The organism is Ruegeria sp. BH6 (genome assembly GCF_056538105.1).
The window spans coordinates 301,014-313,897 of record NZ_JBQFSR010000002.1; the positions used below are offsets into that span (position 1 = coordinate 301,014).

Here is a 12,884-nt window from a genome sequence, read left to right on the forward strand (position 1 = left end):
AGCGGACCGAAGCTAATTTGTGAACGGGTTACGCCGGAGTTGTGATCGCACCGCGTTCAACCATGAAACGCTGAAGCCGCATCAGACCTTCCTCGATATCCGCAGTTGATCGCGCATAGGAAAACCGCAGCGTGTGGTGCCCGCGCACTGGGTCAAAATCCAACCCCGGCGTCACGGCCACCCCGGCCTTGTCCAGAATCTCGGCCGCGAAGGCACGGCTGTGTTCGGTCAGGTCCGAGACATCGGCGTAAACGTAGAACGCCCCGTCAGGCGGCGCGATATTGGTGAAGCCGGCCTTGGGCAAACCGTCCAACATCAAAGTGCGATTGCGGCGATAAACATCCAGATTGGCTTGCAATTCCGCGTCGCAATCCATCGCGGCTAGTGCTGCCAACTGGCTGGCATGGGGCGCACAGATGAACATGTTCTGGGCGATACGCTCGACGACGCGCACCTGATCCTCGGGCACCACCATCCAGCCAACACGCCAGCCGGTCATCGAGAAATATTTCGAGAATGAGTTGATCACATAGCACTCGTCCGTCAGTTCCAGCGCAGTGACGGCTTTGGCCTCATATTCCAGACCATGGTAAATCTCATCGCTGATGAACGAGGCCCCCTGCCCGTGCGCGGCCTCGATCAGCGCGCCCATTGACGCATGATCCAGCATGGTACCGGTCGGATTGGCAGGTGACGCGACCATCAGCCCCTGCAGATCAAGCCCTGCGAAATCTGCGGGCACCGGTTGCAGGCGGTTTTCCGGCGCAGTGGGCAGGTCAACCGGCACCAAACCCAGTGCTTTCAGAATCTGCCGGTAAGACGGATAGCCCGGCGCGCCGATGCCGACGCGGTCACCGCTGTCGAACAGCGCGGTGAAAGCCAGTAGAAATCCGCCAGAAGATCCCGGAGTAATCACAACGCGTTCGGGGTTCAGATCAACATTATACCAATCGCCATACAGACGTGCGATCCGTTGCCGCAGCTCAGGCAATCCCAACGCGACCGTATAGCCCAACGGGGCTTGCTCCATGGCCTTCCCCAGAGCCTTAACAGCCCCCTTAGGCGCACCGGTGCCGGGCTGGCCGACCTCCATATGGATTATGTGGCGCCCGGCCTCTTCGGCGCGGCGCGCGGCCTCCATCACGTCCATCACGATAAAGGGATCGACCCCGGACCGGGTTGAGTTTCTCATGCCAATCTCCCATGTTTCAGCCATGGCTTTTGAACGCTTATCCAGGGTGGCGTCAATCCCGACCCTGTTGCTGGTGGCAGTGACATGGATGGCAAGCCTTGTTCCGGCAAACGCTCAGGGCCTGATCCGAGACCCCGATATCGAACATGGGCTGCGCGAACTGGCCTTTCCGATCCTGCGTGCGGCCGGACTGAACACCAATCGGGTCAAGATATTTGTCGTCAATGACCGCACGTTCAACGCCTTTGTCATCGATTACAGCGCGATTTACCTGAATTACGGGCTGATCCTGACCGTCGAAAGCCCTGAAATGCTGCAGGCCGTGATCGCGCACGAGGCCGCGCATATCGCCAATGGCCATCTGGCCCGGCGGACGCAAAACCTGCGCGCGGCGCAACGCAAGGCGGGGTTAGGGACTGCGCTGGCCCTAATTGCCGCTGCCGCCGGAGGTGGTGAGGCCGCAGTAGGCATTGCCGCAGGAACCCAAAGTGCTGCCCTGCGCAGTTTTCTGGGACATACCCGCGCCGAAGAATCCTCGGCCGACCAAAGCGCCGCCAGTTACCTCCGATGGGCCGGTATCTCGCCCATCGGGATGGTTGAACTGCATCGAAAATTCGCAGGTCAAGAGTTACTAAACGCGGTCAACCAAGACCCCTATATGCGGTCGCACCCCACCAGCCGCGAGCGCCTGCGCGTGGCCGAAAGGTTTCTAGCGCAATCTGGCGACTGGTCCAAATCGGACCCAAATGCCGACTATTGGTTCGCGCGGGTCAAGGGTAAGCTGTCGGCTTTCCTCCGATCCCCAACATGGACCATGCGACGCGCAAAAGAGGAAGACGCGCAAGACATCCGCCTGATGCGTGAGGCATCGGCCTATCATCAGAACCATGATCTGGCCAACGCCCGCGCCGCGATAGATGGCGCCCTGGCCATTCGCCCAAATGATCCGTTTTACTATGAGCTTAAGGGCCAGATTTTACTGGAAAACCGGCAAATGCAAGACGCCGTGAAAGCCTATGGCAAAGCTGTTGAAATGGCCCCTAATGACGCGTTGATTCTGGCTGGGTACGGGCGTGCATTGCTGGCGCAAGGTCAGACAAAGAACGCCTTGCAAATGCTTGTAAAGGCACGTCAAAGAGATTACCGAAATGCCCGACTGATGCAGGACCTCGGGGTCGCATATGCAAAGGTCGGCAATAATGGCATGGCTTCGGTCGTGACCGCTGAACGATATGCCTTGCGCGGCCGGTTGGCCGACGCGGGTATTCACGCAAAACGGGCCTTAGGGCAATTGCCCGAAGGCTCTCCGGGTTGGCAAAGGGCGCAGGATGTGCTGATTGCCTCGGAACGCGCTAAGAAAGCAAAAAGGAAACGGAAATGATCCTCAGACATGCAGCACCTGCCCTACTGGGGCTTTCCTTGATCACTGGCCCTGCGCACGCGTTGGATTTGAACGCGCTTAGCGCCTCGGAAAAGGAAGAATTCGGCGCCCAGGTGCGCGAATATCTGCTGGAGAACCCCGAAGTGATCATCGAGGCGATCAACATCCTTGAACAACGCAACGCGGTTGCCGAGGCCGCCGCTGACCAAGAACTAGTGGCCGCCAATGCCGAAGAACTGTTCAATGACGGCTATAGCTGGGTGGGTGGCAATCCAGAAGGCGACATTACTCTGGTCGAATTCATGGACTACCGCTGCGGCTATTGCCGCCGTGCGGTGCCCGAAGTGGCCGACCTGCTGGCTGAGGACGGCAATATCCGTTTGGTGATCAAGGAATTCCCGATCCTGGGCGAAGCTTCGGTCCTGTCTTCGCGCTTTGCGGTGGCGACCAAACATGTGGCCGGCGACGACGCATATAAACAAGTTCATGACGCGCTGCTGGAATTTGGCGGCGAACCAACCGAGGTTTCTCTGCGTCGCATTTCCGATGGTTTGGGTCTGGACAGCGATGCAATCGTCGCGGCGATGGACAGCGATCAGGTGACCGATGAGATCACCCGCACCCGCGCCCTTGCACAACGGATGCAGATTTCGGGAACTCCGTCGTTTGTTTTGGGCACTGAAATGCTGCGCGGTTTCCTGCCTGCGGATCAAATGCTTCAAATCGCCAAAGGCGTGCGCGCTGAACAAGGCTGAGTAAAGGGGCGGTTCACCCGCCCCCCCTCTCGCTTCTGACGCAAGTATCCGGGCAATAGGTCGGACTTGTTCAGCAACCTATTGCCGCGCAAACCTATCAAGGTTTGAAATCCAAATTTTTGTGTTGAACGAGATTTTGGTCTCGGGCATTGAACACGCTAAAGTAATTTATCCAAAGTCAGAGGCACGCATGAGCGATAACAAGAAATCTGGACTGTCCCGCGCGGCGCGAAGCGTACGCGAAGCAGGTCGTGTTCTGCGTGGCAAGAAAAAACCGATTGCCAAGCCATTGCCTAAGGAAGACGAAACTTCAGTTCAATCTTTGTATCCCGAAGCCCGCGAAAGCATTATCGTCGACATCGGCATGAATGACGGAAAAGACACAGTCTATTACCGTAAAAGAGGGTTCAACGTCATCGCCGTAGAGGCCATCCCAGATTTGTGCGCTGCGGTAGCCAAGCATTTCGAAGACCTGGGCGTGGACGGCGTCGATATCAGAAATTTTGCTGTAACCGACGGCACATCGGATGAAGTCACTTTCTACGTAAACAAATTCAATTCGGCCTGGAGCTCGGTCAATGAGCGGATCGGAAGCCGGAAGGACGGGGCCGAAAAGATCGTTGTTCCGGCGGTTGATCTTTCGAAAGAGCTGGGACCGGTATCCGATCAGATCCTTTATGTAAAGATCGACATCGAAGGCTTTGACAGCGTTGCACTTTCGCAAATTATGGATCTGCCCATCCTGCCTAAATATGTGTCGGTTGAGAATGGCAGTCTGGATATGCTCGAGACGTTGCATAAGAACGGGTATGACAGGTTCAAGTTTTCAAACCAGAAATATGTCGAGTACCAAACCATCTCGCCTGCGTCACCGCACGGGCCAGTTCCCGATCACAAGTTCAAAACCAGTGCATCCGGAGTATTCGGTGAAGACATCCCTGGAAAATGGATGTCTTACGAAGATGCCGTAAAAGTTCAGGAAGGGCTGAATTTCGCCTCTAGTATCGCCCCTGACAACCTGTTTGCTGTGGTTGTCGGATGGTTTGATCTGCACGCAAAGCACTCATCCGCCGAGTAAGGTCATCCGCTATGTCGGGGAAACCGGATCAGAGGTATTGCGAAATGCCAATGCCTTTGACCCTAAGGGTTCGACCCTGCCAGCCTTCGCAGTGGCCAGCCTACACTGCGTCATTCGGAAGGTCCAAAACCCTAACTACTTTCGGGCCATGAAACGATGACGTGCTTTAACGTCCGGGAACCGATATAAGATTGCCATGAACAGAAGGCATTTGATCCTGACCGGAGGCGCGCTGGGATTGATGGGTTGGTCCAATCACTCTGCATCGCAACCGGACTTGGGCTATTTTGTACCCGCCGAGGAAACCCGCCATCAGCGCACCTTTATGCAATGGCCTAACAGCCGACGGGTGTATTGGGATGCAGCCCATCTGGAAGACACGCAACAGGTCATCGCCGACATAGCCAACGCCATATCCGCATTTGAGCCCGTGGTCATGCTGGCTTCTGCGGCTGAGCATGCATCGGCAAAGCGAAAACTCTCGCCATCCATCGAACTCTGGGACATTCCGACCGAAGATCTTTGGTGTCGCGACTCTGGGCCGGTATTCGTCGTTAATGAAAGCGGTCAGTTGGCGATCCGTCAGATTCAATTCAATGGTTGGGGCAAGAAGCAGGTCCATACGCATGACGCGCGCATCGCTGGTCGCGTAGCGGGACACTTGGACCTGTCCCTGCTGCCAAGCGGTTTACAAGGCGAGGCTGGAGGGGTTGAACAGGACGGGCACGGGTTGCTCATGGCGCATGAAAGCTCATGGGTGAACAAGAACCGCAATCCCGGCCTATCGCGGGACCAGATCGAAACGCGCTTGCTGGCCGCCTACGGAGCAGATCGCATGATCTGGTCCGCGGGGGTATGGGGCGAAGATATCACCGACTACCATATCGACTCTTTGGCTCGTTTCACGGGGCCGGGGCGCGTTTTGATGAACCTGCCCGATGAGCCCGACATGCGGGACCCGTTTCATCTGGCTGCACTGGATACACATGACCGATTGGCCGCCGAAGGGCTGCAAATCGAGGTGATCCCAGAGCCCCATTCACCGCGCATCAGAGACCTGGATTTCGTCGCGTCTTATGTGAACTATTATGTGTGCAATAATGGTGTGATCATGCCTGAGTTCGGCGATATTGAAACCGACCTACTAGCGCAAGATGCAATTGCTCGCCACTATCCTGGGCGCGAGGTCGTTGCCCTGAACGTGGACGTATTAGGGCAATCTGGCGGCGGGATTCACTGTGCAACACAGCAGATGCCTGCGATCTAAAACTGCCCACCCGAGGTTAAGTTATTCTGCCGCTTCCTGCGCGGCGTCAAGCTCGGCTGCCTTCTTTTCGACCTCTTCAACGATGTGGTCGATCATCTGGTCGTTGGACATCTTGTGGCTGGCCTTGCCCGCCAGATAGACCATACCCGACCCAGCCCCACCGCCGGTAAAGCCGACATCGGTCATCAAGGCCTCACCCGGGCCGTTGACCACGCAGCCGATAATGGACAGGCTCATCGGGGTCTTGATGTGTTCCAGCCGCTGCTCAAGCGCCTCGACCGTCTTGATCACGTCGAAGCCCTGCCGCGCGCAGGACGGGCATGAGATGATGTTCACGCCGCGATGGCGAAGGCCCAGAGATTTCAGGATCTCATAACCCACCTTCACCTCTTCGACCGGATCGGCAGACAGGCTGACACGGATTGTGTCGCCAATACCCATCCACAAGAGGTTACCCAGCCCGATGGCCGATTTGATGGTGCCGGACACCAGCCCCCCTGCCTCGGTTATCCCTAGGTGAATGGGGGCGTCGGTGGCCTCGGCAATACCCTGGTAGGCAGCGGCGGATAGGAATACGTCACTGGCCTTCACACTGATCTTGAATTCGTGGAAATCGTTGTCCTGCAGGATGCGGATATGCTCCAGCCCGCTTTCGACCATCGCTTCGGGGCAAGGCTCGCCATATTTCTCAAGCAGCTGCTTTTCCAGACTGCCCGCATTCACGCCAATCCGGATCGAGCAATTGTGGTCGCGCGCCGCCTTGATGACCTCTTTCACGCGCTTTTCGTCACCGATATTGCCCGGATTGATCCGCAAACAGGCAGCACCAGCCTCGGCAGCCTCAATCCCACGGCGATAATGGAAATGAATGTCAGCGACGATCGGCACCGGGCTTTCGCGCACGATCTCTTTCAGGGCTTTTGATGACGCCTCATCCGGGACAGACACACGTACGATATCGGCACCGGCCTCGGCAGCGGCTTGCACCTGTGCCACGGTCGCCGCAACATCGGTTGTCAGCGTGTTGGTCATCGTCTGAACGGCAATGGGTGCGTCACCACCGACAGCTACATCCCCAACCATGATCTGACGGGACTTGCGGCGGTAGATATTGCGCCACGGGCGAACGTGATTGAGCGACATGAGGACGGGTCCAAGACAACCTAAGTTGCGTCTTTAGATAGTCCGCCTGCCAGGACACCGCAATGGCTAGATCACTCGGCGGGGTCTTCTGAAACCTGTGCCTGAAGTTCAGCCACCAATTGTTTCAGCGCGCTGTTCTGATCAGCCTCAAGATCGGCAACCGCGTAGGTTTCGGCAACCGCGTCCTTGGACAGAACAACGCCTTTGGCGACGGTCCCCGGCGCGCCCGCCGGTCCGTAATGTTCGCCGTTCATCGAAAAGAACACCGAACCCGAAGCACCCGCGCGCAGTTGAGGCGGCTCTTCCGTTAGCGGAACCTCGAACACATTACCTTGTTCAACCGTGCCAAGGGTGCCTTCGAAGATCACGCTTCCATCAGCTGCGGTGACCCGCATCCAGGCTGGTTTCACGGCGACAATTTTCAAGGTGGTGTCGATCTGCTCGACCACCTGCGGCAAGGCCGGGCGTTCGACAGTGTGGACCTCGGCGACCTCAACCTTTGGCAATTCCTGTGGCAGGAAGGTGCCCACAGTGCGCGGGTCCAAGGTAGAAATCGGAGCGTCACGGGCGACCAGAACAGGAACGTCCAGCGCCTGTGGGCGATACAGACGGTCCAACGCCTCGGCGCTGGGGGTGGCCGCAACGGCAACCTCTGTTTCGGCACTGTCGCGCGCCGCATCCAGCGGATCGAGATCGGAAAGAACCACCGGGGCCTGTTCGACCGGACTTACCTGTACCTGCTGAATCTTGTTCAGCACCGACCAGCCGCCATAGCCAATGCCGCAGATCACTGCGACCAGAACCAGTGACGAGCCGATAGCCCGCGGTTCAATCTGGCTGACAAGGGATTCGCGACCGGGAATGTATGGCGTGTTGGGCGAGGTAAACGGATCACGCCCCATCGGACCGCGCGCCGGAACCGCGCCCGTGGGCTTGCGAACAACCGAAGCCTCGGCCGACATGCCATGCGCAACTTCGAACCCGCTTTCCTTACAGAAGGCAGCAAAAGTCTCATCCGGGTTCATCCCCAGATACCGGGCATAAGAACGCACATACCCGGCAATGAAGCCGGGTGTGTCGAACGCGTCAGGATCGGCGTCTTCGATGGCAGCTATGTAGTTGGCTTTGATCCGCAACTCGCGCTGAACATCCAACAGGGACTTGCCCATCGTTGCCCGTTCGCCGCGCATCCTGTCACCAAGCCGCACTTCGTAATCGTCAAAACCCTTTGGCCTGACGTCGGCTTCGTCCTTGGAATCGCGCTGAGATCTGCGCCCAATCATCCCTGCTGCCCCATTCTGCCTGCGCGCGTTTCGCGCTAACGGCGAATCATCCCATTAACGATTCGTCCGATACTTTTGTTAGCCTAAGCTTAACACGCGGCAAACGCGTTGCACACTTTAGCGTGAGGTTAACCGGCAAGTTCGGCGCGATTTAGCGCACAATGTGACCAAAGTTCGTCCATCGCCTGTACCAAACGGTTCATTTCGTCAGGCCCATGTACCGGAGATGGGGTAAAGCGCAGACGCTCGGTTCCGCGCGGGACAGTGGGGAAATTGATCGGTTGAACATAGATGCCATGATCATCAAGCAGCCGGTCGCTGAGGATCTTGGTGTGTACCGGATTTCCAACAATCACCGGCACGATATGTGTACCGTGATCGATCAATGGCATGCCCAGCCCCTTGAGCCGCAGCTTAAGGATCTTGGCCTGTGTCTGATGCTGCTCACGCAGATCGCTCGCCGTTTTTAGGAAAGCGACCGAGGCCGCTGCCCCTGCGGCCACTGCAGGCGGCAACGAGGTGGTGAAGATGAAGCCCGGTGCATAAGAACGCACGGCATCGCACATTTTCTCGCTGGCGGCGATATAACCGCCCATTACGCCAAAGGCTTTGGCAAGGGTTCCATTGATAATGTCGATACGATGCGCCAGGCCATCGCGCTCAGTCACGCCGCCACCGCGCGGGCCGTACATGCCAACTGCGTGGACCTCGTCGATATAGGTCAGCGCACCAAACTCATCGGCCAGATCACAAATCTCTTCTATCGGACCAAAATCGCCGTCCATCGAATAAACGGATTCAAACGCAATCAGTTTGGGGGCTTTGGGATCGTCGGCCTTAAGCAATTCGCGCAGATGGGCAACATCGTTGTGACGGAAGATACGCTTGGCCCCACCATTGCGGCGCACGCCCTCGATCATCGAGGCATGGTTCAACTCGTCCGAATAGATGATCAGACCGGGGAACAATTTCGGCAAAGTGCTGAGCGTCGCGTCATTGGCGATATAAGCACTGGTGAACAGCAGCGCGGCCTCTTTGCCATGCAGATCGGCCAACTCGGCCTCAAGCTTTTTGTGGTAGACGGTCGTCCCCGATATATTGCGGGTCCCGCCCGAACCGGCGCCGGCTGCGTCAACGGCTTCGTGCATTGCGTTCAGAACAACCGGGTGCTGGCCCATGCCCAGATAGTCATTGCCGCACCACACGGTGATATTCTGCTGCGACCCGTCCGGGCGGGTCCGCACCGCATGCGGGAAATGACCATTGCGACGTTCGATGTCGATGAAGGTGCGGTAACGTCCTTCATCATGCAGCTTGGCAATCGCTGTATCGAGCTGAGCAGTATAGTCCACCGGCATCTCCTTACATGCCCGACCCCTTGCATTTGTAGCCGGACAAAATTTCTGACGCTCTCACCGGACGAATCCGATTATACGCCAATGCGTTCCCTTGTGCCCCGTACGTATAGACAACATTGGGATCACACATTTGATTTGCATCAAATATCCCCTCGCACTCGCATCGACAAGTAAAGTTACGGCCATCGGGCGCGAGGAAACGACGCAGGCGCCACTCGGAGTTTCCGATATTATATCATATTCCCGCCAAAGCGCACTGGACGGCGCCGATTGCGCTGATAGGTTCTGCCAAATCTTGAAAGCAGGAGAACCCCATGTCGCTGGACGCCGTTCTGAACCGCATCGACACTGATCTGCAAACCTCAATCGATCGCCTGATGGCGCTGCTGCGCATCCCATCCATCTCGACCGACCCGGCCTATGACGCGCAAGTGGATCAAGCCGCGGACTGGTTGGTCGCTGACCTACAAAGTATTGGCATCGCAGCGGAAAAGCGTGAAACCACCGGCCACCCCATGGTCGTCGGCCATGTCGGAGAGGACAGCAACGCACCGCATGTGCTGTTTTACGGGCACTATGACGTGCAACCCGTTGATCCGCTTGAGCTGTGGAAACGCGACCCGTTCGATCCTGCGATTGAAGACACCGACAACGGCCCTGTCATTCGTGGGCGCGGGTCGTCAGATGACAAAGGCCAGCTAATGACCTTTGTCGAAGCTTGCCGGGCCTGGAAGGCCGTCAATGGCTCCCTGCCCTGCCGCATCACCTTTTTCTTCGAGGGTGAAGAAGAATCAGGATCGCCGTCCCTGGTGCCTTTCCTGCGGGAAAACGCGGCCGAGCTGAAAGCTGACTTGGCACTGGTGTGCGACACTTCGATGGTATCTCGCGGCGTACCGTCAATTTCCTCGCAACTGCGCGGCATGCTCAAGGATGAATTCACTATCACTGGCCCCCGCATCGATCTGCATTCGGGCCATTACGGCGGCCCCGGCCTGAACCCCCTGCGGGAATTGTCCAAGATCATCGCCTCGTTCTATGACGACGAAACCGGCCGTGTTGCGGTCGAGGGGTTCTATGAAGGCGTTCACGAAGTGCCCGCCGAGCAACTGCGCCAGTGGCAAAACTGTGGGTTTGACGAGGTCGAGTACCTAAGCTCGGTCGGCTATTCGCAACCCCATGGCGAAAAAGGGTATTCGACGCTGGAACAGCAATGGGCGCGCCCTACGCTCGAGGTTAACGGGTTGTGGGGCGGTTACAATGGTGCAGGCTCGAAAACCGTGATCCCGTCGCAGGCACACTGCAAGATCACCTGCCGTCTGGTCGGTGACATGGACCCTGACGCTTTGCGCACCAAAATCCGCAAACATGTGCAAGAGCGTCTGTCACCCGACGCCAAGGTCGACTGGGACAATGATCTAGACGGGTCCCCCGCTTCGGTTATGAATCTGGACCGCCCCGAGTTCGAAGCCGCCCGCGGCGCCCTGTCGGACGAATGGGGGCGCGAAGCCGTGTTCACCGGGATGGGTGGTTCGATCCCCGTCGTCGGTTATTTCAATACTGAACTTGGGTTGGATTCGATGCTGGTTGGCTTTGCCAACGATGACGATGCAATTCACTCGCCGAACGAAAAATACGACGTGAAAAGCTTTCACAAAGGCATCCGGTCCTGGGCTCGCATTCTGGACGCGCTGACGCGCTGATGAGTCCAAGCGAAGCTCTGCCTCGCGCTCTGAGGTGTATTCGGCCAGATGAAGTTAAGGATCCCTTGCTTCATCTGGCTATAAATATCTCGGGGGAGTCGCCCGGAACGGGCGGCGGGGGGCAAAGTCCCCACCCACCGCAGATTACATGTGGATGACCTTTCCATAAGCGTCCAGAACGCTTTCATGCATCATCTCTGAGAGTGTCGGATGCGGGAAGACCGTGTTCATCAGGTCTTCTTCCGTGGTTTCCAACTGACGACCAACCACATAGCCCTGAATCAGCTCGGTCACCTCGGCACCGATCATGTGGGCCCCCAGTAATTCGCCGGTTTTGGCGTCAAATACTGTTTTGATCAGACCTTCGGGTTCACCCAGCGCAATGGCCTTGCCATTTCCGATAAAGGGGAAACGACCGACTTTGATGTCGTAACCCAACTCTTTGGCTTTTGCCTCGGAGTATCCGACCGAAGCCACTTGCGGCTGACAATAGGTGCAGCCGGCGATGCTTTCGGGCTTTACGGGATGCGCGTGTTTGCCTGCGATCAGTTCGGCGACCATGACGCCTTCGTGGCTTGCCTTGTGCGCCAGCCACGGTGCGCCCGCGATGTCACCAATCGCATAGAGACCATCAACTCCGGTGCGACAGAACTCATCCGTTACAACATGGGTGCGGTCGATTTTCACGCCCAAAGCCTCAAGCCCAAGGTCTTCGACATTCCCGACGATCCCCACGGCCGAGATCACGGTATCGAAATCGTGCTTTTCAACCTTACCCTTCACTTCGATATGCGCGGTGACCTTGCCCTTGGCCCGATCCAGCTGCTTGACCATCGCTTTTTCCATGATGGTCATGCCTTGCTTGGTAAAGGCTTTCTTGGCCAGCCCGCTGATTTCGGCATCTTCTACCGGCAGCACGCGGTCCATCACCTCGACAACGGTCGTGTCAGCGCCCAACGTGTTGTAGAAGCTGGCGAATTCGATACCAATCGCGCCCGAGCCGATGACCAGAAGTTTCTTGGGCATCCGCGGCGGTTGCAGCGCGTGCTTATAGGTCCAGACCAGATCGCCATCAGCTTCAAGCCCCGGCAATTCACGCGCTCGTGCGCCGGTGGCCAATACGATGTTTTTGGCCGTCAGCTCTTCGGTTCCTTTCTCGGTTTTGACCGAGACTTTGCCCTTAGCAGGAATCGTCGCTTGCCCCATCACCACGGTGACTTTGTTCTTTTTCAGCAAGTGACCGATGCCGCCTGAAAGCTGCGCCGCCACACCGCGCGAGCGTTTAACGACAGCATCAAGATCGTATCCGACCTTGTCCGCCTTGAGGCCGAAATCCTTGGCGCGCTCCATCAGGTGAAACACTTCGGACGAACGTAGCAGTGCCTTGGTAGGGATACATCCCCAGTTCAGGCAGATGCCGCCCAGATGCTCACGTTCAACCACGGCCGTTTTAAGGCCCAGCTGCGCCGCACGAATGGCAGCGACATAGCCGCCCGGACCAGCGCCGATTACGATCAGATCAAAAGATTGTGCAGCCATGTTTCCCTCTCGGCGCAGGACGGTTGAAAATTTAGTTTACCATTAAACTAATTTTCGAAACGCATCAACACACCAATCCCGCGACAAATACGACGTGGGATCATCGGTATCAGTTTATGCGGTTTTCAGCCTATACCGGGCATCCTTCAATGGCTAGAACATAGATGTCGGGTTCGCCCGCCATTTCA

General features: G+C 57.2%; 10 protein-coding genes. 5 read left to right on the plus strand and 5 right to left on the minus strand.

The window, feature by feature from the left end; all coding sequences use genetic code 11:
- Positions 1 to 28 precede the first annotated feature (28 nt).
- Positions 29 to 1,192 carry a pyridoxal phosphate-dependent aminotransferase gene (locus ACR0B8_RS06710; RefSeq protein WP_480658112.1) on the minus strand — a complete coding sequence of 388 codons (1,164 nt, stop codon included), beginning with the start codon at positions 1,190 to 1,192 and terminating at the stop codon, positions 29 to 31.
- Here ACR0B8_RS06710 and ACR0B8_RS06715 point away from each other — a divergent pair.
- The 4 genes from ACR0B8_RS06715 (at position 1,191) to ACR0B8_RS06730 (ending at position 5,673) form a co-directional block, all read left to right on the plus strand.
- A complete protein-coding gene (locus ACR0B8_RS06715) occupies positions 1,191 to 2,573 on the plus strand; it encodes a M48 family metalloprotease (RefSeq protein WP_170349020.1) in 1,383 nt (460 codons plus the stop codon). The two genes, ACR0B8_RS06710 and ACR0B8_RS06715, sit on opposite strands and share 2 nt — an antisense overlap.
- Positions 2,570 to 3,328: a DsbA family protein gene (locus tag ACR0B8_RS06720; protein ID WP_226688329.1), complete on the plus strand. Its 759-nt coding sequence runs from the start codon at positions 2,570 to 2,572 to the stop codon at positions 3,326 to 3,328. Before ACR0B8_RS06715 ends, ACR0B8_RS06720 begins: the two co-directional genes overlap by 4 nt.
- Before the next feature lie 190 nt (positions 3,329 to 3,518).
- Positions 3,519 to 4,406 carry an FkbM family methyltransferase gene (locus ACR0B8_RS06725; RefSeq protein ID WP_480658109.1) on the plus strand — a complete coding sequence of 296 codons (888 nt, stop codon included), beginning with the start codon at positions 3,519 to 3,521 and terminating at the stop codon, positions 4,404 to 4,406.
- Positions 4,407 to 4,602: 196 nt separating this feature from the next.
- The gene (locus ACR0B8_RS06730) at positions 4,603 to 5,673 is read left to right on the plus strand and encodes an agmatine deiminase family protein (RefSeq protein WP_480658107.1); all 1,071 of its coding nucleotides are present in this window, start codon (positions 4,603 to 4,605) and stop codon (positions 5,671 to 5,673) included.
- Positions 5,674 to 5,694: 21 nt separating this feature from the next.
- Here ACR0B8_RS06730 and ispG read toward each other — a convergent pair whose 3' ends face one another.
- The 3 genes from ispG to hemA form a co-directional block, all read right to left on the minus strand.
- The gene (gene ispG / locus ACR0B8_RS06735; RefSeq protein ID WP_480658105.1) at positions 5,695 to 6,816 is read right to left on the minus strand and encodes a flavodoxin-dependent (E)-4-hydroxy-3-methylbut-2-enyl-diphosphate synthase; all 1,122 of its coding nucleotides are present in this window, start codon (positions 6,814 to 6,816) and stop codon (positions 5,695 to 5,697) included.
- A 71-nt stretch (positions 6,817 to 6,887) separates the two neighbouring features.
- Positions 6,888 to 8,099 (minus strand): helix-turn-helix domain-containing protein, encoded by a 1,212-nt coding sequence (locus tag ACR0B8_RS06740; RefSeq protein WP_170349025.1) that lies wholly within the window; start codon positions 8,097 to 8,099, stop codon positions 6,888 to 6,890.
- A gap of 128 nt (positions 8,100 to 8,227) precedes the next feature.
- Positions 8,228 to 9,451 (minus strand): 5-aminolevulinate synthase, encoded by a 1,224-nt coding sequence (hemA, locus tag ACR0B8_RS06745; protein ID WP_170358931.1) that lies wholly within the window; start codon positions 9,449 to 9,451, stop codon positions 8,228 to 8,230.
- A 320-nt stretch (positions 9,452 to 9,771) separates the two neighbouring features.
- Between hemA and ACR0B8_RS06750 the strand changes: the two genes are divergently transcribed.
- Positions 9,772 to 11,157, plus strand: a complete 1,386-nt coding sequence (locus tag ACR0B8_RS06750) for a M20/M25/M40 family metallo-hydrolase (RefSeq protein ID WP_170358934.1) — start codon at positions 9,772 to 9,774, stop codon at positions 11,155 to 11,157.
- A 144-nt stretch (positions 11,158 to 11,301) separates the two neighbouring features.
- Here ACR0B8_RS06750 and lpdA read toward each other — a convergent pair whose 3' ends face one another.
- Positions 11,302 to 12,696, minus strand: a complete 1,395-nt coding sequence (lpdA, locus tag ACR0B8_RS06755) for a dihydrolipoyl dehydrogenase (protein ID WP_170358935.1) — start codon at positions 12,694 to 12,696, stop codon at positions 11,302 to 11,304.
- Positions 12,697 to 12,884 lie beyond the last annotated feature (188 nt).

Bases quoted from the DNA above. Each gene is read 5' to 3' on its own strand.
- ACR0B8_RS06715 (WP_170349020.1), top strand. From the start codon at position 1,191: ATGCCAATCTCCCATGTTTCAGCCATGGCTTTTGAACGCTTATCCAGG.
- ACR0B8_RS06710 (WP_480658112.1), bottom strand. From the start codon at position 1,192: ATGAGAAACTCAACCCGGTCCGGGGTCGATCCCTTTATCGTGATGGAC.
- ACR0B8_RS06720 (WP_226688329.1), top strand. From the start codon at position 2,570: ATGATCCTCAGACATGCAGCACCTGCCCTACTGGGGCTTTCCTTGATC.
- ACR0B8_RS06725 (WP_480658109.1), top strand. From the start codon at position 3,519: ATGAGCGATAACAAGAAATCTGGACTGTCCCGCGCGGCGCGAAGCGTA.
- ACR0B8_RS06730 (WP_480658107.1), top strand. From the start codon at position 4,603: ATGAACAGAAGGCATTTGATCCTGACCGGAGGCGCGCTGGGATTGATG.
- ispG (WP_480658105.1), bottom strand. From the start codon at position 6,816: ATGTCGCTCAATCACGTTCGCCCGTGGCGCAATATCTACCGCCGCAAG.
- ACR0B8_RS06740 (WP_170349025.1), bottom strand. From the start codon at position 8,099: ATGATTGGGCGCAGATCTCAGCGCGATTCCAAGGACGAAGCCGACGTC.
- ACR0B8_RS06750 (WP_170358934.1), top strand. From the start codon at position 9,772: ATGTCGCTGGACGCCGTTCTGAACCGCATCGACACTGATCTGCAAACC.
- lpdA (WP_170358935.1), bottom strand. From the start codon at position 12,696: ATGGCTGCACAATCTTTTGATCTGATCGTAATCGGCGCTGGTCCGGGC.